Below are 20,941 nucleotides of genomic sequence, written 5' to 3'. Positions count from 1 at the left end.
GTGCCCGTTCTACCGTACCGGGGAGGAGCTGTCACCCCTGCGCCAGCGACGATAGAGCTCGGCGTAACGCCCGCCCGCGGCGAGAAGCGACTCGTGGGTGCCATCCTCGATGATCCTCCCCTGCTCCATGACGAGGATGCGGTCCGCGACCTTCGCCTGGTCGAGTCGGTGAGCGACGATGAGGCTCGTTCTCCCCTTCGCGGCCTGCTCCGCAGCCTTCTCGAGGAGACGAGCGTGGTCGCTGCCGGCCTCGCTGGTCGCCTCATCCATGATGAGCACTGGGGGCCGCCGCAGCAGCACGCGGGCCAAGGAAATCACCTGAGCGATTTCCGGGCCGAGCTCCTCCGAACCCGCCCCCACCCGGGTATCTAGGCCCTGCGGGAGCCAGCGCTGCCAGAGCACTCCCCCGGGTTCGACACCGGCGTCGTGGAGGGCTCGGAGAAGCTCCTCGTCGGTGGAACCCGGCGCGGCAAGCGTGAGGTCCTCGCGCAGCGTGCCGGAGAAGAGGTGCACCTCTTGGCTGAGCAGCGTGATGTGCTCCGTGATCCAGGTGTCCGGGGCCTGCGTCGTGATGTCGACGGGTCCCACCCGAATACTGCCCGCATCCGGCCGTTGGAGGCCGGCGATGAGCGCGGCGAGCGTTGATTTCCCGGCTCCGCTTGCGCCGACGAGGGCCGTCGTCGTCCCGCCGGCGAGGTGGAGGGAGAGGTGGTCGAAGATGGGCTCGCCCTGGGGATAGGAGAAGCAGAGGTCATCGATGCGGATGTCCGGCTCGTGGAGGGCCTGCGGGAGGTTGGTGCCTGTCGGACGAGGGTTCTTCTCGCTGAGCAGCGCGAGGGCGACGGCCCTCCGGGTACAGACAATGGCGCTTTGGATCTGCCCGGCGAGGTTGAGGAGGTTGAAGATGTGGATCTCCAGCCGGACAACGAGCACGACGGCGCTCGACGCCTCACCTGCGCTGATCCACCCCTGGGTATAGAGCAGCATCCCGAGCCCCACCGTGAGGAGCAGCAGCAGATAGTAGCAGATGTAGCCGCGGCCGAAGATCCACACGGTGGTGGGTGTGCCCCGGCCGAACTCGTGGACGACTCCCCAGGAGGTGCGCGTGGTCCTCTCCTCGGCCCAGGGCTCGAGGCCAAAGGCGTGGAGGGTCGTGCGCCCGCGGACGACGTCGAGAAGGGCGGCGTTGCGGTCCACCTCCGACTCGGAGATGCGGTTCATGACGACGTCCATGAACCTCTGGGTCTTCTTCGCCCATGGCACGAGCAGGCACGCCACGATGAGGAAGGGGATAAGGAAGAGGGGGTGGAGAAGCCCGATGGCGACCATCGTGAAGGGCACGGACAGCACCGTGGTGGCGAGCATCGCCCCGGCCTGGCCAAAGGTCTGCGTGGCCTGGTCAATGTCGTTCGTGAGGCGGGTGATGATGGCGCCCGTGCCCACGTGCTGAAGCTCCGGCATGGAGGTGCGGAACACGCTCCCGAGGGCGCGCACGCGCAGGTCCATCGCCAGGTAGGCCATCTTCGCCTGAAGGATCCAGGGAAGAACGCCGCCGCGCCCGACAGTTTCTACGAGCATGCACGCACCGAGCGCGACGACGGAGACGGTGAAAGCCCTTGTGTCCTCCCGGTGGTCAATGACCACACCGACGAGCGTGGCGCTCGAGACGAGGCACGTCTGGACCAGCAGCATGACGATGATGAGCGCCGCCCACCAGCGGGGCGTCGGGGCGCTCGGCAGAGAGTGGAGCACACGGAGGGTGTCGCGGGTGGAGGCGTGGAGAACCCGCCGCTCCGTCGAGGACTCAGCAGGGGATGTACTCATAGCTCCTCCACGTGATCGGCCACGGCCAACCAGGCGCGCGATGTGGTCATGACGATGGTCCTTCTCCCCGCCCGGTGCTCCTTGACCCGCTGGCAGACGCGGTCCACGGTGATGGCGTCGAGGCCCGTCGTCGGGTCATCGAGCACGAGGATGTCGGGCTCGGCGGCAATAGCGCGGGCCAAGGCCACGCGCTGGCGCTGCCCGCCGGACAGGGAGAATCCGGCCTCGCCGAGCTCCCCGTGATAGGGGTCGTTCTTGAGGCGGCGGAGGATGTCCTCACAGGCGGCGACCTCGAGGGCCGTAGACACGCGATCACGACTGTACTTCCCCAGCGGATCGATATTCTCCGCCAGGGTTCCCTCAAAGATGTGGATGGCGTGCGGGGTCCAGAGAACGCGACGGCCCTGAGTGGCGGCAAGTGCAGTGGCGAGGCGCTGCGCGTGGGCGTGGCTGCTGGCGTCGTGGATGCTCCATACCGTGAGCCCTTCGGGAGGCAGGGGCACCGCCTGCACCTCCTCCGAGACATTCGTCTGAGAGAGCTCCTCATCCAGCTCCTGGATGCGGCGCATGGAGGCCATGGCCAGCGCGATGTTTCCAATGATCTTGGACAAGGAGATGCCCGTCGCGGCCACCCCCGGCGGCACGAGCATGGAGACCGTGAGAAGGTCGCCGACGCTGATCTCCTGCCGCCATGTGAGGATGCACGCCCACACGATGATGCTGACTGTGCCAATGACGGCCGTGAACTGCCGCGCGATGTTCGCCATGCCCAGAATGGACACCTGCCGCACCTGGGCATCCCGTGCCTCACGCGCAGCAGCCCGGTAGCGCTCCTCCGCGTGCGGGACCGCCCCCAAGCCCTTGACCACGCGTGCGCCCTGGGCATAGTCCGTGGCGAGCGAGATGGAGGAGGTCTCTGCCTCGCGGAAGGCGTGCATGCTGCGGGTAATCGGGGCGGAGGTTGCGAGAGAGACGAGGAACACCGCCGTCACCGCGACGGGCACCGAGAGGGCAAGAACCCAGTTCATCGGGATGAGAACCGCCGTGATTCCCAGGACATAGCCGAGCATTCCGACGGGGAAGGCGATGTCCGCCTTGAGGCGAGAAATGGTGGTGGTGTCCTTACTCAGGGTGCTGAGCATCTCCCCCGGGGAACGCGTGATGGACTGGGCGCCGAGGATCTTCGTGGTGAGGGAGGTACGCAGCGTGTGGACAAGGCGGGCGAGGCTGATGGCGCTGAAACCCGCGTTGATGGCGTCCACGTAGAAAGCCAGGAAGGCGAGCGCGATGACCCCGAGGAAGGGCAGCACGAGGAGCCCGAGGTCGTGGTTTTCGAGGGCACGGTCCACCGTCGAGCTCACGAGGCGAACGGCGATAGCCGAGATAACAGACGCCGCCATCATCGCGACAACCAGGATGGCGAATGCCCCGCGGTAGGAGGACAGGAGGACGAGGGTGCTCTTCAGCGGCCCGCCCCACCGAGACCTGCGCAGCTCTGCCTCGTCTTGCGGGGGATCCTTCGGGAGAAACCACTGCCACGCTCGCAGCTGCCGGGAAGGGGGTGTCACAGCCATGGATAGTCCTTCCTCACCCGCAGATTCTCAGCGCGGCGGCATCAGGGTGCTGCTCGGCAGCGCAGGCGCAGGCCAGCGGCCAGAATCACGCTCTCTTGTCGATCGAAGTATATACGACGGGCAGGACATACTCCTTACACGCTTGAGATTTACCCGCTCTGACCTGGGGATTTGGCAAGAGAACGAACGCCATATAAAGTAACCGGAGTCAGCAGCGATCAGCTGTTCACCCTAGCCCGGGTGGCGGAAATGGCAGACGCGCTAGCTTGAGGTGCTAGTGTCCTATTAACGGACGTGGGGGTTCAAGTCCCCCCTCGGGCACAGATCAAGGCCACGCTTTCGAGCGTGGCCTTTTTGCTGTTTTCTCCCCTCCGCGGCGGCAAGACCAAAGACCAAAGCGAGGAAAAGAAACACCCCGCTCCCTCTCGGGGCGGGGTGCGCAGTCGGTGTCACTCCGTGGCGTCACACGCGGAGGCCACGGGGCTGCCGCGGTGGACTAGTCGTGCTGCTCGTTCGGGTCGTTGTCAGCGTCTTCCTTGGTGGCGTGAATGGTGCCGGGGACGTGATCCGGAGCCGCGTAGATGGAGTACACCTTGAGCTCCTCCTCCCCTTCATTCACGACGTTGTGCCACTTGCCGGCGGGAACGAAGATGGCCCAGTCATCGGAGATCACCTGGTCGATGTCGAGCTTGTCCTCGGACTCACCGATCATGACGTGGCCCTTGCCCGCCTCGATGCGGAGGAACTGGTCGTGATCCTCGTGGATCTCAGCACCGATCTCTCCACCGGAGGGGATGTTCATGACGGTCATCTGGAGGAACTTGCCGGTCCACAGGGTGTCGCGGAAGTTCTCGTTGTCCAGGGTGGCCTTCTCGATATCCAGCACGTAGGGGTGCGGGCCGTGATCGCGGCGGAGGTCAGCGTTCTCAGTCATGAGGAATCCTTTCACTCAATAGAACAGTGCTGCCCGGAGGCAACACTGACGATCGTGTCGCCGGTGCCGAGCATAGCGCTAAAATCCGCACCGTGAGTGTGGCGACGATATTCGACTTCTTCCAGGGCCTCGCCTCGGATGCCGTCAGCGCCGTGAAGGCCTGGCCACGGCGGCGAAAAATCCTGACGAGCATCGCGATCATCCTCTTTCTCGTCATCACCTTCACCGCGGACATCCCCTCGCTCGGTGTTCTCCGCGAGTATTCGCGCCGCCTGGGCCCCGCCTTCCCGCTCGCGTTCTGGTGCTTCTACGTCCTCATCACCCAGTTTCCGGTTCCCCGCACCGTCCTCACCCTCTCCGCAGGCATCCTCTTCGGCCCGGTGCAGGGGATTCTCCTCGCCCTCAGCGCGACGACGGTATCCGGGGCGATTTCCCTGCTCATCGTCCGCTCCCTCCTGGGTGAGTGGATGGCCCCGCGGCTCACGCACCCGGCGGTGGCTTCGATCAACCGACGGCTGAGGGAGCGCGGGTGGCTGGCCGTGACCTCCCTTCGCATGATCGCCGGTGTCCCCTTCTCCCTGCTCAACTACGTCGCGGCGCTCACGGCCGTGCCGGTACTGTCTTTCACGCTGGCCACTTTCATTGGCTCGGCGCCGGGGACGATTCTGGTCGTCGTTCTGGGTGACACCCTGACGGGCGAGGCTGATCCGCGCATGATCGTCGCGATGCTACTCCTCGCGCTGCTGGGGATTGCGGGCTTGGTCCTCGATACCCGCCTCGGGGTCAAGTCTGGGGAGTAGACTGTGTGTGGGCGCGCGGGCGCCCGGCCACCATCGTCGAGAAGCGAGGAGAAGACCGATGTTTGCTGTCCACGCGCGTTATCGGGGGCGTTCCTCCCGTCGGGCCGACCTCGTTCGCCGTTCCGCCGCGGCGCTCTCCACCTTGCAGGGCGTGGGTGAGGTCGAGGTCCTGGGCGTGGAGGACATCTGCGCGCCGGTGTCCTCGGCGGAGGCCGTCTGCGACCTCGTAATGGCTCTGCTCTCCGATGGTGAGTGGGCCATCTCCATCGGCGTCTTTCCCGGCAGCGAGTCCGCGGAGGCCGCCATGTCCGTGGCGACGGCCGCCCTGCGCCGCCACGCCCGGGCGGGCACCGTCCGCGCTGCCGTGGAGCACGCCCCGGCGAGCGCCCACCAGGACATCGAGGCAGTCTTCGCCCTGCTGGGGCAGGTGCTCCACAAGCGGACGCTGGAGGGGCGCGAGGCGACCTCCCTCGTCCGGCGCGGACTCAATCAGAATGAAGCGGCCCGGGAGCTCGGGATCTCCAAGCAGGCGGTGAGCCAGCGTCTCCACGCCGCGGGCTGGCACGCGGAGACGGCCGGTTGGCAGCTCGCGGTTAATATTCTGCGGCGGGCAGATTCTGTGTCTGCGTGATCCTCGGGATCTCCTGGGGCTCCGGCTCTGGTTCCTGCCGGCGAGCGTGGCGGGCCTCCAGCGGATCCTCCTCCACCGGCTTCTGGGCGACGGCATTCGCCGCTGCCACAGCCGCTGCGATCTCCGGGTTGCTCGCCGTGGAGAACCACTCCTCCGTATCGTCTTCGTCCGCGATCTTCTTGCTCTCTGGGTCCTTCTCGGAGGGCTCATAGCGGAAGACGCCGTCCTCGCCCTTGACCCCAAAGGCCTTGGCAAAGTGCTCGAGGGAGTCCCCGAATTGGGAGGGAACGAACCACATGGTGGAGCCCTCCCCCTCGGCGATGCGCGGAAGCTTCTCCAGGTACTGGTACGCGAGGACCTCCGGGGTCACCTGCGAGGAGCTGATCGCCGCGGTGACCTTCTGGATTGCCCGGGCCTCACCCTGGGCTTCGAGATAGCGCGAGGCGCGGGCACCCTCCGCGCGAAGGATGAGCGCCTGGCGCTCGGCCTCTGCCGCGAGGATCGAGGCGTGCTTATCACCCTCGGCGGCGAGGATCTTCGCCTGCTTCTCGCCTTCTGCCGTCTTGATGTCGGCCTCGCGACGGCCCTCCGCGGTGAGGATCATGGCCCGCTTCTCACGGTCCGCCTTCATCTGCATCTCCATGGACTTCTGGATGGAGGGCGGCGGATCAATGGCCTTGAGTTCCACTCGGCTGATTCGCAGCCCCCACTTCCCCGTCGCGGCGTCGAGCTCCCCGCGGAGGCGTCGATTAATAACCTCGCGGGAGGTGAGCGTTTCCTCCAGGGTCATACCGCCCACGACATCGCGGAGCGTCGCCACGGAGATCTGCTCGACGCCGACGATATAGTTGTCCACCCCGTAGATCGCCCGCGCGGCGTCATTGATCTGGAAGGTCACGACAATGTCAATCGCCACGGTGAGGTTGTCCTGAGTAATGACCGCCTGCGGCGGGAAGGACACCACCCTTTCGCGGGTATCGACCCTCGCCCGGATGCGGTCAATGAACGGCACGATGACCGTAATTCCCCCGGTGACGGTCTTGGTATATCGCCCCAGCCTCTCGATGATCGCCGCTTCCCCCTGCGGGATAAGCGCAATAGACTTCATCACGAGCAAGGCGATGAATACGACGACGATCACGATGGGCACAAGGCCAATGAAACTGTCCATCACGAATTCTCCTTCCATACGACGGCTGTCGACTCATCAATACTGATCACTGTGACGTGCTCCCCCGGCGCAAAGGTGTGCTCGGGGTTGAGACTGCGAGCCGACCAGATCGACCCGTCGAGCCGCACCTGCCCGCTCAGCCCGACCTCTTCGAGGACATCCGCGGTCTGCCCCACGAGGGCCTGCGGTGACGTATCCAGGGCGATCGGTGTGCTCATGCGCCTCCGCAGGACCGGCCGGAGAAAGACGATGAGTCCCACCGCCACCACCGCGAAGACCGCCACCGCACCCCAGAGCGGCACCCCGATGGCGGAGGCCCCTGCCGCCGCCAGAGCTCCTCCGGCGAGCATGAGCATGGTGAACTCCCCGGCGAGGAGCTCAAGCCCAGCGAGTACGATGGATACGATAAACCAAATCAATGACGTCACACTGGCCCAGAATACCGAAAGATCAACGTGTCCTACCGGAAGTCGCTCTTCTGCAGTTCGGGAACGGTGACAAAGTCGACGAGGCTCTCCACCGCCTTGATGAGCGTCGAGTCGACATCGCGGAATGTGGACACCGACTCATAGACCCGACGCCAGCCCTCCTTCGGATCACACCAGCCCAGCCGCCGGCACACCCCGGTTTTCCAATCCTCGCCGCGGGGAACCTTGGGCCAGGCGGGGATCCCCACGCTCGCGGGCTTCACGGCCGCCCAAATGTCGATGTACGGGTGCCCCATCACGAGCACGTGCGGACCAACGGCCTCGGTCAGGCGCGTCTCCTTGGAGCCGCGGACCAGGTGGTCAGCCAGCACCCCGACCCGCCGCTGCGCGGAGGGCTGGAACTCAGCGAGCCTGTCCGGCAGGTGGTCGAGGCCCTCTAAGTACTCGACGACCACCCCCTCCACACGAAGATCGTGCCCCCAGATCTTCTCGACGATCGCCGCGTCGTGAACACCCTCGACCCAGATCCGCGAGGGCTGCGCGACCTTTGCCTCCTGCCCATGGACATAGCGCGAACCAGAGTTCGAGTGCGTGCGCTGCGCCGGAGCGGGCTGGCTCCAGCGGGTCAGCGTGACGGGTTGTCCTTCGAAGAGGAAGGCGCCGCGACGCAGCTTGAAGAGCCTTTCGGTGCCGTAGCGATCCTCGAGACGGACGAAGTCGCCATCATAGGTTCGCTCCCCTCCGATGATCTCCCCGACGAAGCCCGTCGCCCGCACCTCGACCACGAGCCCCGGCTCGGCAGGCATACTCGGGTAGCTAGGCGGCTTCGTGCGCGCGTGCCCCTCGAAGATGTCTCCCGCATATGGATCCATACTCATAGGGATCCACCCTAGCTAATGCGCTCCTCCCGCTGAGGCCGCCCCGTCACGTGCGCGGTGCCAGGGTGTCCGGGGTGTCCAGAGTTCCCAAGGTGGCGGGGCCGCGGATTGACACAGCAGCCCCCCGCGCAGGGTGCCCCATCGAGGGTTTGCCCTGCGGCGGGGAGGCTCCCCAGGCGCCGGGGGGTCGTGCCCTCCCGGACTTCGTCGAGAAGCTCGAGGACCAGTTGAGTGAACTGCGGGAAACCGCCGACGGTATCGGCACGCACCATCCCGATCTGTGCCTCCTTGGCGGCGTCGGCCAGCTCGGTATCAAGGTCCCACACCACTTCCATGTGGTCGGACAGGAATCCCAGTGGGCAGACAACGATGGTCTCCAGCGAGCCACCGCCCAGGAGCGAGCCGAGGTGATCCACAACATCCGGCTCCAGCCACGGGATGTGCGCAGCCCCCGAGCGCGACTGCCAGGCCACGTCATAGTCCTCGACGCCCAACTCCTCCGCGACGAGCCGTGCCGCCTCCGCAATCTGCCGGGAATATAGCTGGGGGGCCTCCTGGCCTCCGGCCGCGCGGTCGGCAGCGACCGGCACCGAGTGCGCGGTGAAGATGAGACGGGTGCGGTGCGGATCAACGGCCGCGGGATCCTCGACGCCCACTTTTGCATACGCCGCGCGGAGGCTCGCTGCCTGGGCGTCGATGAAGAGCGGGTGATCATAGAACTGCCGGAGCTTGAGGAAGTGGATGTCCGCGAGCCCGTCCGCCGCCAGGTGCTCCTTCATCCGCTGGATGTCCTCGTCGTACTGGCGGCAGGCGGAGTATCCACCCCACGCCGACGTCGCCAGCACCACCGCCCTTCGCACTCCGTCCCGGGACATCTGCGCGACGGCTTCCTCCGCAAACGGGTGCCAGTTCCTATTCCCGAAGTAGACCGGCAGATCATCACCGCGCTCGCGCAGCGCTGCCTCGAGGTGCTCGATGATCTCCCTATTGAGCCTGTTGAGAGGGCTTACGCCACCGAAGTGGTAGTAGTGCTCCCCCACCTCACGCAGCCTGTCCCTGGGGATACCGCGGCCGCGGGTGACGTTTTCAAGAAAAGGAAGAACCTCCTCGGGTCCTTCGGGGCCTCCGAAGGAGAGGAGGAGCAGCGCATCGTAGACGTCGGAGGAGGGGGCAGTCATGTGAAGCACAGTATCATCCTAAAGGTTGACCCCGGCGTCCAGGGATGCACAAACCCGATGCCCATGGGGGAACCGTAACCCACGGACATCGGGTGGTCTGGAAAGTGTGTTGACGTCCAATCGGGTGCCGGGGCTGGGCCCAGCACGCCACTGATGGGACTAGATCAGGCGGACAGCGTAGGGGCTCATCCCGGAGTAGCGCACCGGGGAGACCTGCACCGTCGAGCCGGACTGCGGAGCCTCGATCATCTGCCCATTCCCGAGGTAAATCGCCACGTGATTCTCGGCGTTCGGACCCCAGAAGAGAAGGTCGCCTCGCTGGATCTCGTTGATGTTCACCTTGGTGCCCTGCTGGTACTGGTAGCCGGTGTAGTGCGGCAGGGAGATGCCGACGCCAGCGAAGGCGTAGAGCACCAGGCCAGAGCAGTCGAAGCCGATCTTGTTGTAGTCGCCGTAGGAGTCGGCAACCCCGCCGTCGCGGATGCCCTGCGAGGGGCCGGTCGCGGTGCCGCCGCCCCAGGCGTAGGGCATACCCAGCTGGGACATCGCGCGGTTGATGACGGTCTCGATCTGCTGCGCGCGATCACCCGTGGCCGCACCGCTTGCCGCCGCGGCCTGCTGGGAGACGGACTCGTTCGAGGGGACCTCGCCCAGCGGGACCTCGGTGCCGTTCACCGTGGCGCTCTGCTCGGACTGGTTGGTCGTCGCAGCGATCATGGCGTTCGCGGCGTCCTCACCCGTCGGGTAGGGGTTTTCCGTCTGCGTGTGCTCGGCACTGGCGGCCTTGATGAGCTCCGCCGCAGCCTGGGCGGCCTTGTCGGCCATCGCCTTCCGCTCGGCTTCCTTGCGCTCCTCGGACTGGCGGGCTGCCTCTGCCTGGCGCTCGCGCTCGGCGCGCTCCGCCGCAGCAGCCTTCTGAGCGGCTTCTTCCGCGAGGCGGCGCTGCTCCGCTGCCTCGGCGGCGGCCTTCTCCGCGGCCTTCCGCTCTTCCTCGGCCTTCTGGTAGGCCTCGTACTCCTTGCGCTGCTGGTGAAGCTCATCGGCCTTCTGGCGGTTGCCATCGAGCTCAGCCTGAGCGAGGTCGCGCTGCGTCACCAGTTCTTGGCGCCGAGCGTTCTCCGAGGACAGCTGATCGAAGGTCTCGCGGATGCGGGCTTCGGCCGCATCTTTGGCCTGGGCGGCCTCGGACTCGCGCTGCTCCGCGAGATCCCGGGCCGCACGCAGGCGGGACTCTTCGTTGGCGTGCTCGGTGCGGGCCTGATCCAGGTCGTGGATCGCCGCGCGCTGCTCCTCCGCGTTGGTGCGGATGTAGGTCTGCCGGTCAATCGCATCGCGAGCGGCGTCATCGCCGGCCGCCGCCTCAATGCCCCCGCCATTGGAGTGACGGTAGGCGGTACGGGAGATCTCGTCGAGCTTGGCCTGGGCAGCCTCGATCTCTTCCTGAGTCGAGTTCAGCCGATCCCGAGCCGAGCGCACACCCTGACGGGCCTGCTCGGCAGACGCCTGGGCGTCGTGGAGATCGACGAGAGCCTTGTTCACGCCCTCGCGCAGTTCGCCCATGCGGAGCTCAACGCTGTTGATCTCCTCTTGGACGCGCGCGATGGCACCGGCGAGCCCAGCGACATTGCCCTGGCCCTGCTCGACGGCACGGAGGGCGGCTTCGATATCGCTATCGCTCGGGTTCGTGGGCTCTGCTACGGCAGGGCCCATGCTCGCCATGGTGGCGGACGTGCTGACAGTAGCTGCGCACAGCACGGCGGCCATGGCCGATTTCGCTGTGCGTCGCAGGCGGCGGTGGGGTGTGGAGTTAAACATCCCGGCAAACTCCTCATTCCTGCAGATGGTCAAGGAAGTGAGCTTGACCATCCGCTGGGTTAACGGTTCCTTAATGTCGGCCACGAACCGCTAGGCAATCACGTGAGGAGGTGTCGCTCGGCCTGCTTCCCCACACGCCCGCGATCCCGCCTGCTACTCCAGTCAACGGCCCTTTCTTGACGAGAAGATTGCCGAAGCTCTGGTGTCTATGTGATTGTTCTCGACTCGTGAGCCGACACCTGAACCATAAACGACTTCCGCCCCATCCGCTTAATCTTCCTCTCCAGTCACAGCACGCATCGATTTTCACATCCGTCCCAATGCGTGTCCTCACCTGCCGTTTTCACGACACGCCGAAGGTAAATGTGAGTTTCGTCACTTTTTGCACGGGGGTGGGGATCCCTCCTCATTCCTCCATGGATATGGGAGCCTCGTCGCTAGGTAAAGTTCACGGCCTTGTCGTCGCTGCGGGGCGGCGAATCGATTGGCGCCACGCCGTCACGAGAAGCGCGATGAGCGCGATGATGCCGACGGCACCCGTCGCGCCCCATGGGAAGCTATATCCATCCACCTGGTGGATGAATCCGGCAACTTGCTCGGGATATGCTGCCGGGTCAAGGTTCTGGACTAGATCATGGCGGGCGATTTCCAGCTCCGCTCGGTGATGGGTCCGGCTCACGACGTCCACCATCGTGGGCGAACGGAGAATGATGGTGTCGAGGTCTACGAGCCCTTGGAGGTCTCGGCCAACATTGAGGAGATCGCCATGCACCGCCGGATCCTCGTCGACAATAACGAGTCCCACGCTCCCGAACCCCTCCTGCTCCGCCTGCTCGCTCACGTGGATGAGGTCCCCCTCCCGAGCCTCGAAAGGATGACCCGGCACACCCGGGTGCTCGAAGGCGACGTGATCCTCATTGAGCTGCTGGACAAGAAAGGGGAGATCGACGTCCATGAGAGTTCCTTCGATTGAGGTGATGTTCGGTCCGTGCCGGGGTGCACTCCCCCAATTTAGGGCACTATGCAGGCACGGAGCAGACAGACATGGCCCTAGACGTGTGCGGATTGGCCAACAGAACGCGCGTACTGTTAGAATGCCATCCGTGCGAGGGGTTCTTCACTACCATATAGGGAGTAGGAACCACCTGCGTTCTTTATCTGTGCGGATTGACAGCCGTTTTCCGCGTTGTGCAGAGAACTCACCCATAAAACCATAGGAAGTGGAGCTCACTGTGACTGAAAGCAAGAACTCCTTCAATGCCAAGCGCACCCTGGAGGTTGGCGACCGTACCTATGAGTACTTCGCCCTCGACGCCGTGCCGGGCATGGAGAAGCTGCCGTACTCTCTGAAGGTTCTTGGTGAGAACCTTCTCCGGACCGAGGACGGCCTCAACGTGACCGAGGACCACATTCGCGCCATCGCGAACTGGGACCCGGACGCTGAGCCGGACACGGAAATCCAGTTCACCCCGGCTCGAGTCCTCATGCAGGACTTCACCGGTGTCCCCTGTGTGGTCGACCTCGCGACCATGCGTGAGGCCGTGAAGACTCTGGGCGGCGACCCCGACCAGGTCAACCCTCTGGCCCCTGCTGAGATGGTCATCGACCACTCCGTCATCACCGAATCCTTCGGCCGCCCGGACTCCCTCGCGAAGAACGTCGAGATCGAGTACCAGCGCAACGAGGAGCGCTACCAGTTCCTCCGCTGGGGTGCTGAGAACTTCTCCAACTTCCGCGTTGTTCCTCCGGGAACCGGCATCGTCCACCAGGTGAACATCGAGTACCTGTCCCGCGTCGTCTTCGACAACGACGGCCTGGCCTACCCGGACACCTGCATCGGTACCGACTCCCACACCACCATGGAGAACGGCCTCGGCATCCTCGGCTGGGGCGTCGGCGGCATCGAGGCCGAGGCAGCCATGCTCGGCCAGCCGGTTTCCATGCTCATCCCGCGCGTCGTGGGCTTCAAGCTGACCGGCGAGATCCCGGCGGGCGTCACCGCGACGGACGTCGTTCTCACCATCACCGAGATGCTGCGTGAGCACGGCGTGGTCCAGAAGTTCGTTGAGTTCTACGGCTCCGGCGTGAAGTCGGTCCCGCAGGCGAACCGCGCCACCATCGGCAACATGTCCCCGGAGTTCGGCTCCACCTGTGCGATCTTCCCGATCGACGAGGAGACCATCAACTACCTCACCCTCACCGGCCGCTCCGAGGAGGACGTTGCCCGCGTCGAGGCCTACGCCAAGGCTCAGGGCATGTGGCTCGCCGAGGACACCCCGGAGGCCAAGTACTCCGAGTACCTCGAGCTGGACCTCTCCACCGTTGTGCCTTCCATCGCTGGTCCGAAGCGTCCGCAGGACCGCATCCTCCTCAGCGACTCCAAGGAGAAGTTCCGCGAGGACCTCAAGGTCTTCACCAACGACCCGGTGTGCGAGGACGACTCCGCCGCCGGCGCCAAGATGGAGGCCGAGGGCGGCGAGACCGCTGCAGAGGCCGAGGACATCGACAACTACAACGCCTCCTTCGCCGGCCACGGCGAGTCCGCGGCCGTCGGCGCGAAGGGCCGTCCCTCCCGCCCGGTCGTCGTCACCTCCCCGCGTGGTGGCCAGTACACCATCGACCACGGCATGGTGGCCATCGCCTCCATCACCTCCTGCACCAACACCTCGAACCCCTCCGTCATGGTGGGCGCCGGCCTCGTGGCCCGCAAGGCCAACGAGAAGGGCCTGCGCGCCAAGCCGTGGGTGAAGACCATCTGCGCCCCGGGTTCCCAGGTTGTCGACGGCTACTTCCAGCGCGCCGACCTCTGGAAGGACCTCGAGGCCCTCGGCTTCTACCTCGCCGGCTTCGGCTGCACCTCCTGCATCGGTAACTCCGGTCCGCTGCCGGAGGAGATCTCCGACGCGATCAACGACAACGACATCACCGCGACGGCCGTCCTCTCCGGTAACCGGAACTTCGAGGGCCGCATCTCCCCCGACGTCAAGATGAACTACCTGGCGTCCCCGATGCTCGTGATCGCCTACGCCATCGCCGGCACCATGGACATCGACTTCGAGACCCAGCCGCTCGGCCAGGACTCCGAAGGCAACGACGTCTACCTCAAGGACATCTGGCCCTCCGCTCAGGAGATCGAGCAGACCATCAACGACTGCATCTCCCGCGAGATGTACGTCGAGGACTACTCCGACGTCTTCAAGGGCGACGAGCAGTGGCAGAACCTCGACGTCCCGAAGGGCAAGACCTTCGAGTGGGACGAGGACTCCACCTACATCCGCAAGGCCCCCTACTTCGACGGCATGGAGCTCGAGCCCGCGCCGGTCGAGGACATCAAGGGTGCCCGCGTGCTCGCCAAGCTGGGCGACTCCGTCACCACCGACCACATCTCCCCCGCTTCCGCCATTAAGCCGGGCACCCCGGCGGCGAAGTACCTCGACGAGGCCGGCGTTCAGCGCCAGGACTACAACTCCCTGGGCTCCCGTCGTGGTAACCACGAGGTGATGGTGCGCGGTACTTTCGCCAACATCCGCCTGCAGAACCAGCTGGTGGACCAGGCCGGCGGCTACACGCTCGACTTCACCCAGGACGGCAACCCGCAGTCCTTCATCTACGATGCCGCGATGAACTACCAGAAGGAAGGCACTCCGCTGGTGGTCCTCGGTGGCAAGGAGTACGGCACCGGGTCCTCCCGTGACTGGGCGGCGAAGGGCACCATCCTCCTCGGTGTCCGCGCGGTCATCACCGAGTCCTTCGAGCGTATCCACCGCTCGAACCTCATCGGTATGGGCGTGATCCCGCTGCAGTTCCCGGCAGGCGAGTCCCACGAGTCCCTCGGCCTCGACGGCCACGAGACCTTCGACATCGAGGGCATCACGGAGCTCAACAAGGATGGCCACATCCCGAGCACCGTCCACGTCACCGCGACGAAGGAGAACGGCGAGAAGGTGGAGTTCGACGCGGTCGTCCGCATCGACACACCTGGTGAGGCTCTCTACTACCGCCACGGCGGTATCCTCCAGTACGTGCTGCGCCAGATGGTGAAGTCCTAAGGCACTGCATCACACTGAGTGAGCCTGAAGCGAGGGGCCATACCGCCGAAGCCCACGGCCGGTATGGCCCCTTCGCCGCCGCTCCCCGCCCTCACCTCCAGAAAGGAGAACGGATGTGCCGGTAGTCAGCGACTCCGAGCTCAACCGACGACGCCACGACATCCTCGAAGGAGCACGCCGCTGCTTCGCGGAATATGGCTACGAGGGGGCTACTGTCCGAAGGCTCGAGGAAGCCACTGGGAAATCCCGCGGCGCGATCTTCCACCACTTCGGTGACAAGGAAACGCTCTTCCTCGCGCTCGCCCGCGAGGACGCCGCGCGCCAGGCGGAAGTCGTGGCCCGCGAGGGCCTGGTCCAGGTCATGAGGGACATGCTCAACCACCCGGAGAGGCACGACTGGCTCTCAACGCGTCTGGAAATCACCCGCATGCTCCGCACCGACCCCGCCTTCCGAGCACAGTGGCAGCAGCACCAAGCCGTCCTCGACGAGGCCGTCACCCAGCGCCTGCGCAGCAACGCCGCCGCCGACCGCATGAGGGATGACGTCCCCGTCTCCGTGCTTCACCGCTACCTCGAGACCATGATGGAAGGCTTCATCGCCCTCCTCGCTTCGGGCGGATCCACCGAGGACCTCGACCGAGTCCTCGACCTCGTCGAAGAAACCGTGCGCGGCCGCTCCTAGGCTCCCCGCCCCGACGCCGGCCCCGCCCACCACGCGCACACTGCGCACCACCCCACCGCCACCGCGCGGTGGGTTCTTTCTTTCCCGCGGGGTCCACACCCATGCATTTGCTCCACTCAGACCAAGCAGTCTAGACTGAGCGGTATGTTTTCCCTCGCCCTCGTCTCCGCACGCCAAGACCCCGCCGCCTGCGCCTCCGAGTTCCAGGACGTCCAGCGGACAACGGGCCTGCGGCCGTCGGACATTGACCACCGCATCATCGACTCCACCACCGTGACGCTCGGTGACATGCGCGGGGTCGACGGGGTCATCGTGGGGGGAAGCTCCCTCAACGTCACCGACGACGTCCACTCCCCCTATCAGCAGCACGTGCACCGCGAGCTCGCCCAGCTCCTGGAGCTCGACGTGCCCACGCTCTTCATCTGCTTCGGCAACACCTACCTGGCCGACATCACCGGGGGCACCGTCGATCGCTGCCACCCCGAGCCCGCAGGCTCCACCACCGTCGAGCTCACCGACGCCGGCCGCACAGATCCTCTCACCCAGCACCTGCCGGACTCCTTCCACGCTTTCACCGGGCACAAGGAAGCCGTGAGCGCAGTGGGCCAGGGGGTGCGGGTGCTGGCGTCGGGACCCACTTGCCCGGTGCAGCTCGTGCGGGCGAATCGGAGCACGTGGGCAAGCCAATTCCACCCGGACCTCGACTATGAGGGCATGGCTGCCCGGATGTCCTTCAACCTCACGGGAGGGTATTTCTCGCCGGAGGATTATGAGGGGATCGTGGCTCGGCTCGCCGCGGTGGAGACGGCCGCCGCGAACTCGATCATGCGGCGCTTCGTGGAAATCTGCCGGGCGTGGCCGCTCGGGGGCTCGGAGCTCGAGGCTGAGCGGCACGCTGAACGCTCGAGGGTGGGCGCCCACTAGGGCCGCTGGCCAGGCGCGCTAGCCCATCGCCACTCCAGGTCAGACGGTGAACACGGGCGGGTTAGAATAGCCCCTATGTTTGCCATCATGACCGTCACCGGTGCTGATCACACCGGGATTATTGCCGCTGTGTCCTCGGCCCTCGCTGGGATGAACGTTAACATCCACAATGTGTCCCAGACCCTCATGGAGGAATGGTTCACCATGATTCTCCGCGTGGGATTCGATGAGGAGGCGCTCAGCCTCTCGGAGATTCAGGAGCGGATGCGCCACGTGGAGCAAGCGGAGAACCTCGTCATCCGGATCCAGTCGGAGGCCCTCTTTAGCGCCGTCAACGAGATTTAGGGGCCGGCATGAATCTTTCTCTCAACGCCCGGCACATCCTCGACACGATCGAGATGATCGAGAAGTATCGCCTCGACATCCGCACGGTCACCATGGGCATCTCCCTGCTCAACTGCATGCGCTCCACCATGAAGGAGACCTGTGAGGCCGTCTATGACCGGGTGAGCACCCAGGCCCGCGATCTCGTGTCCGTGTGCGAGGGGATTGAGCATGAGCTCGGCATCCCGATCGTCAATAAGCGCATCGCGGTGACCCCGGTGGCGCTCATCGCCGGGGGGCTCGACGAGGACCCCACCCCCATCGCCCGCGCGCTCGACGCCGCCGCCCATGAGGTCGGCGTGAACTTCATCGGTGGATACTCCGCCCTCGTGGAGAAGGGGGCCACCGCCGCCGACGAGCGCCTCATCGCCTCCCTCCCCGAGGCGCTGAGCACCACCGAGCTCGTGTGTTCCTCCGTCAACGTTGGATCCTCGCGCGCCGGTCTCAACATGAGCGCGGTGAGGACGATGGGCTCGGTCATCAGCCAGGCAGCGCAGCTCACCGCTGATCGCAGCTCGATTGCCTGCGCCAAGCTCGTCGTCTTCGCGAATGCCGTCGGCGATAACCCCTTCATGGCGGGTGCCTTCCACGGCGTGGAGGAGCCCGACTGCGTCATCTCCGTGGGCGTCTCCGGTCCCGGCGTCGTGGACCGGGCGCTCGGTGACTTGGAGGAAGCCAGCCTCGATCAGGTGGCCGAGAGCATCAAGAAGGCCGCCTTCAAGATCACCCGCTGCGGCCAGCTCGTCGGCTCCATGGCCGCGGAGCGCCTGGGAGTGCCCTTCGGCATCGTCGACCTCTCCCTCGCGCCCACGGCGGAGCTCGGCGATTCGGTCGCCCACATCCTCGAGCACATGGGCCTGGACCAGGTGGGGACCCACGGAACGACGGCGGCCCTCGCCCTGCTCAATGACGCGGTGAAGAAGGGCGGCATGATGGCCTGCTCCCGCGTGGGCGGGCTGTCCGGCTCCTTCATCCCCGTCTCGGAGGATCGGGGGATGATCGACGCGGTCCGGGCGGGGTCCATCAGCGTGGACAAGCTCGAGGCCATGACGTCGATCTGCTCGGTGGGCCTGGACATGATCGCCATCCCCGGCGACACTCCCCCGGAGACCATCGCCGGCATGATCGCCGACGAGGCGGCGATCGGCATCATGAACCATAAGACGACGGCCGTCCGCGTCATCCCCGTACCCGGCACGGTGGCGGGTGATGAGGTGAACTTCGGCGGGCTTCTGGGCTACGCCCCCGTCATCCCGGTGAACACGGTGTCGAACAGGCAGTTCATCCACCGCGGCGGTTTCATCCCGGCCCCGGTGCATGGTTTCCGCAACTAGAACAAGGAACCTGCAGACGCCGATGGCCGGCCCGCGCCACGCAGCGCGAGCCGGCCTTCACGTCTATCGAGCGCCGTGGCCTCGAGGCTTAGAGGTTCTCGGCGATAATCCGACCGATCTCCTGGGTGCCCAGCACGGAGGGGTGAATGATCATGTTGCGGGGCTGGCCCAGATCGAAGAGGGCGCCGTACCAGCGCTGGCCGTCGGGGGCACACATGCCGTGATCGGCCGTCGCCTGCTTGAGATCGATGAAGCCCGTCTCCGTTTGTGCGGCCACGGTGCGGAGCATGTCATCGGCCAGCCACTCGATGTAGCTGACGAAAGGCAGGTGCTCGCGGGTGTGGATGTTGTTGCCCATCTGGAAGAGGCAGGTGTGCTCGTCCTTCGTCACCGTCGGGTAGCCGACGAGCTTCACCTGGGCGTTGGGGGCAGCCTCCTTGATCCGGTTGACCTGGGACACGGCCTCGGGGATGACGCGGTCACGGATCTGCTGCTCGGACTCCCCGTGGAAGAGGGAGGGGTACGTGTCGTTGAAGCCGATGTTGATGATGACGACGCCCGTCGCCTCGTTGAGGGTGCCGTCGGCCAGGGCGTGATCCACTTGGTCCCGCAGCTGGACGCCGCCGGTGCGGACGGAGCCGCCGGCGCAGGAGTAGTCGATGGGATCGAGCCCCTTCTTCCATGCCGTCTGCTTCGCGATGCCCTCGGGGTCACGGGGGCAGGGGTCAGCCCCCGGGATGAACTTGGACTTGAGCATGTGGATTCCGAGGGGATTGGCCCACACGGAGTCACCAAAGGAAACGAGGGTCTGGTCCGCCGCATGGGCAGCCGGGGAACCGAGAAGCGTGCTGGCCGCCGTCATAGCCGCCAGCACGAGAGGAACAATGCGAGTTTTCTTCATCACTTCAGCCTTGGTTGATCAGGCGCAAAGCCTGCCGAGAATAGAGACATCGACAACGGCACGAGCCGAATTGGGTCACCCGCATCACAGCGCGCAGGTGTTCCCGAGACATGCCACACAGTCTCCTATGTTACACAATTGTGATATTTCCACAAGGCGTATTTTTTTCACGGTCTGAACAGGGCAAACGAAATAGACCTCTCTGTCCATTTTTGCATTCGGTTCGGTTCACCTAGTCTTGGGACAACCTATTCAGAGCGGCCGAGAGATCCGGCTCAGCGACGCCGCAGCAACCCCCGAAGCCTCGGAAGGGTGCTAACGCCGGAAGTCAATAGGGAGAATTGTGTCTACTGCTCATCTGTATGAGGGGTACCGCCCAGGAATCCCCTCGCCACACCCGACGGTGTCGTACGAGCTCTACCCCCCACGCGCGACCTCGCGAGCATCGAGCGTCTGGACGGGGATTGATCGGCTCATCGACTCCGCCCCCGACTTCGTCTCCGTGACGTTCGGGGCCGGTGGCTCGAGCGCGGATAGCCGCGATCGGTCCATCCAGGTGCTCATGGAGGTCCTCGACAAGCGGCGCGGGCTTCCCGCCGTGGCGCACCTGACCTGCCTGGGATCCTCCCGCGGAGAAATGTCGATGATCATTCGGCTCCTGCTGCGAGCGGGCATCCGTGACTTCCTGGCGTTGCGCGGGGACCCTCCCGCCGGGGGCGTCCAGCGACAGAACGACGTGCCGACGATGCAACGCGCCGTCGAGCTCGTCCGCCTGATTAGGGAGATTGAAGCCGAAGAGCTCGGTGGAAAAGGCAAGGAGGATCGCGTCTCGATTGCCGTCGCCGCCTACCCCGCAAGCACGGGGAAGGCACGGGCCAACGACATCGCCGCGCTGCTCGAGAAGGAGCGGGCGGGGGCGGACTACGCCATCTCGCAGGTCTTTTATGATCCGCGCGAGTATGACTCCATGGTCCGCGAGCTGGCGCTGGCCGGCGGCCGCATCCCGATTATCCCCGGGATCCTGCCGCTCAACGACCTCAAGCGCCTGCGCGCGCTCGAGCGCCTCGCGGGCGTTCCGGTCCCCCAGCGGCTCGTCGACATCCACGCCAACCCCGATGCCGAATCCCGGGTCCGTGAGTCCCTCCGGGCCACCGTCGAGCTGGTGGCAGGAGTGCTCGAGGCGGGCGCCCCGGGGATCCACCTCTACACCTTCAATCGGCCGCGCCCCGTGCTCGACGTCCTCGCGTACCTCCGCGGCGGCGGCTATCTCACGCGCTCGGGGACCCAGGGTGGGACACCGCGCCACCCCCTTCCTCCGGACGTGGACGTGGACCTCGTGGGGCTCGCCCTCCACCGGCTCACGCCTGGCCTCTAAACCGTTTCCCATTCATCGCACTGAGAATTCACTGAACAGCAGAAGAAAGGACACCTACC

At 65.5% G+C, this 20,941-nt stretch carries 19 protein-coding genes, 1 tRNA gene and 1 riboswitch; of the genes, 10 read left to right on the top strand and 10 right to left on the bottom strand.

The features are described 5' to 3' along the window. Nucleotides 1-9 precede the first annotated feature (9 nt). Both L1O03_RS05485 and L1O03_RS05480 read right to left on the bottom strand, forming a co-directional pair. Nucleotides 10-1,692 carry an ABC transporter ATP-binding protein gene (locus L1O03_RS05485; protein ID WP_420830305.1) on the bottom strand — a complete coding sequence of 561 codons (1,683 nt, stop codon included), beginning with the start codon at nt 1,690-1,692 and terminating at the stop codon, nt 10-12. Between the two features lie 128 nt (nt 1,693-1,820). Next, entirely contained in the window at nt 1,821-3,398 is a 1,578-nt protein-coding gene (locus L1O03_RS05480; RefSeq protein WP_236118415.1) for an ABC transporter transmembrane domain-containing protein, read from the bottom strand. Between the two features lie 234 nt (nt 3,399-3,632). Between L1O03_RS05480 and L1O03_RS05475 the strand changes: the two genes are divergently transcribed. Next, nucleotides 3,633-3,719: transfer RNA gene (locus L1O03_RS05475), tRNA-Leu, on the top strand. 175 nt (nt 3,720-3,894) lie between these two features. On the opposite strand, the gene L1O03_RS05470 is transcribed toward L1O03_RS05475, so the two are convergent. Further along, nucleotides 3,895-4,332, bottom strand: a complete 438-nt coding sequence (locus L1O03_RS05470; RefSeq protein WP_236118414.1) for a cupin domain-containing protein — start codon at nt 4,330-4,332, stop codon at nt 3,895-3,897. Between the two features lie 98 nt (nt 4,333-4,430). Between L1O03_RS05470 and L1O03_RS05465 the strand changes: the two genes are divergently transcribed. Both L1O03_RS05465 and L1O03_RS05460 read left to right on the top strand, forming a co-directional pair. Then, a complete protein-coding gene (locus L1O03_RS05465) occupies nt 4,431-5,132 on the top strand; it encodes a TVP38/TMEM64 family protein (RefSeq protein ID WP_236118525.1) in 702 nt (233 codons plus the stop codon). Nucleotides 5,133-5,190: 58 nt separating this feature from the next. After that, nucleotides 5,191-5,763: a MarR family transcriptional regulator gene (locus tag L1O03_RS05460; protein ID WP_236118413.1), complete on the top strand. Its 573-nt coding sequence runs from the start codon at nt 5,191-5,193 to the stop codon at nt 5,761-5,763. Here the strand turns inward: L1O03_RS05460 and L1O03_RS05455 are convergent. The 5 genes from L1O03_RS05455 to L1O03_RS05435 all read right to left on the bottom strand — a co-directional run bounded on the left by L1O03_RS05455 (nt 5,726) and on the right by L1O03_RS05435 (nt 11,182). After that, nucleotides 5,726-6,934, bottom strand: a complete 1,209-nt coding sequence (locus tag L1O03_RS05455) for an SPFH domain-containing protein (protein WP_236118524.1) — start codon at nt 6,932-6,934, stop codon at nt 5,726-5,728. The two genes, L1O03_RS05460 and L1O03_RS05455, sit on opposite strands and share 38 nt — an antisense overlap. Further along, nucleotides 6,934-7,362: an NfeD family protein gene (locus tag L1O03_RS05450; protein WP_236118412.1), complete on the bottom strand. Its 429-nt coding sequence runs from the start codon at nt 7,360-7,362 to the stop codon at nt 6,934-6,936. Before L1O03_RS05450 ends, L1O03_RS05455 begins: the two co-directional genes overlap by 1 nt. A gap of 32 nt (nt 7,363-7,394) precedes the next feature. Further along, nucleotides 7,395-8,240 carry a DUF3097 domain-containing protein gene (locus tag L1O03_RS05445; protein ID WP_236118411.1) on the bottom strand — a complete coding sequence of 282 codons (846 nt, stop codon included), beginning with the start codon at nt 8,238-8,240 and terminating at the stop codon, nt 7,395-7,397. 11 nt (nt 8,241-8,251) lie between these two features. After that, on the bottom strand, nt 8,252-9,418 hold the full coding sequence (locus tag L1O03_RS05440; RefSeq protein WP_236118410.1) for a ferrochelatase: 1,167 nt from the start codon (nt 9,416-9,418) through the stop codon (nt 8,252-8,254). Nucleotides 9,419-9,577: 159 nt separating this feature from the next. Continuing rightward, nucleotides 9,578-11,182 carry a DIP1281 family NlpC/P60 protein gene (locus L1O03_RS05435; RefSeq protein ID WP_420830304.1) on the bottom strand — a complete coding sequence of 535 codons (1,605 nt, stop codon included), beginning with the start codon at nt 11,180-11,182 and terminating at the stop codon, nt 9,578-9,580. Between L1O03_RS05435 and L1O03_RS05430 the strand changes: the two genes are divergently transcribed. Further along, a complete protein-coding gene (locus L1O03_RS05430; protein WP_236118408.1) occupies nt 11,127-11,327 on the top strand; it encodes a hypothetical protein in 201 nt (66 codons plus the stop codon). The genes L1O03_RS05435 and L1O03_RS05430 overlap by 56 nt on opposite strands. 354 nt (nt 11,328-11,681) lie before the next feature. Here the strand turns inward: L1O03_RS05430 and L1O03_RS05425 are convergent, their stop codons facing one another. Continuing rightward, a complete protein-coding gene (locus L1O03_RS05425) occupies nt 11,682-12,188 on the bottom strand; it encodes an Rv1476 family membrane protein (RefSeq protein WP_236118407.1) in 507 nt (168 codons plus the stop codon). A 277-nt stretch (nt 12,189-12,465) separates the two neighbouring features. Here L1O03_RS05425 and acnA point away from each other — a divergent pair, with 277 nt between their 5' ends. The 5 genes from acnA to L1O03_RS05400 all read left to right on the top strand — a co-directional run bounded on the left by acnA (nt 12,466) and on the right by L1O03_RS05400 (nt 18,606). After that, a complete protein-coding gene (gene acnA, locus L1O03_RS05420; protein ID WP_236118406.1) occupies nt 12,466-15,282 on the top strand; it encodes an aconitate hydratase AcnA in 2,817 nt (938 codons plus the stop codon). Between the two features lie 115 nt (nt 15,283-15,397). Further along, complete coding sequence (locus tag L1O03_RS05415) at nt 15,398-15,964, top strand: TetR/AcrR family transcriptional regulator (protein ID WP_236118405.1); 567 nt, start codon at nt 15,398-15,400, stop codon at nt 15,962-15,964. A 144-nt stretch (nt 15,965-16,108) separates the two neighbouring features. After that, a complete protein-coding gene (locus tag L1O03_RS05410) occupies nt 16,109-16,888 on the top strand; it encodes a glutamine amidotransferase (RefSeq protein WP_236118404.1) in 780 nt (259 codons plus the stop codon). Between the two features lie 75 nt (nt 16,889-16,963). After that, a complete protein-coding gene (locus L1O03_RS05405; RefSeq protein ID WP_236118403.1) occupies nt 16,964-17,233 on the top strand; it encodes an ACT domain-containing protein in 270 nt (89 codons plus the stop codon). Nucleotides 17,234-17,241: 8 nt separating this feature from the next. After that, the gene (locus L1O03_RS05400) at nt 17,242-18,606 is read left to right on the top strand and encodes a PFL family protein (protein ID WP_236118402.1); all 1,365 of its coding nucleotides are present in this window, start codon (nt 17,242-17,244) and stop codon (nt 18,604-18,606) included. A gap of 88 nt (nt 18,607-18,694) precedes the next feature. Here L1O03_RS05400 and L1O03_RS05395 read toward each other — a convergent pair whose 3' ends face one another. Further along, entirely contained in the window at nt 18,695-19,507 is an 813-nt protein-coding gene (locus L1O03_RS05395; protein WP_236118401.1) for a GDSL-type esterase/lipase family protein, read from the bottom strand. A gap of 245 nt (nt 19,508-19,752) precedes the next feature. Continuing rightward, nucleotides 19,753-19,845: riboswitch (SAM riboswitch) on the top strand. A 5-nt stretch (nt 19,846-19,850) separates the two neighbouring features. Between L1O03_RS05395 and L1O03_RS05390 the strand changes: the two genes are divergently transcribed. Continuing rightward, nucleotides 19,851-20,882: a methylenetetrahydrofolate reductase gene (locus L1O03_RS05390; protein ID WP_236118400.1), complete on the top strand. Its 1,032-nt coding sequence runs from the start codon at nt 19,851-19,853 to the stop codon at nt 20,880-20,882. Nucleotides 20,883-20,941 lie beyond the last annotated feature (59 nt).

It is taken from the genome of Corynebacterium uropygiale (assembly GCF_021568315.1).
Lineage (GTDB): Bacteria > Actinomycetota > Actinomycetes > Mycobacteriales > Mycobacteriaceae > Corynebacterium > Corynebacterium uropygiale.
This window is presented reverse-complemented; position numbering and strand designations above follow the sequence as displayed.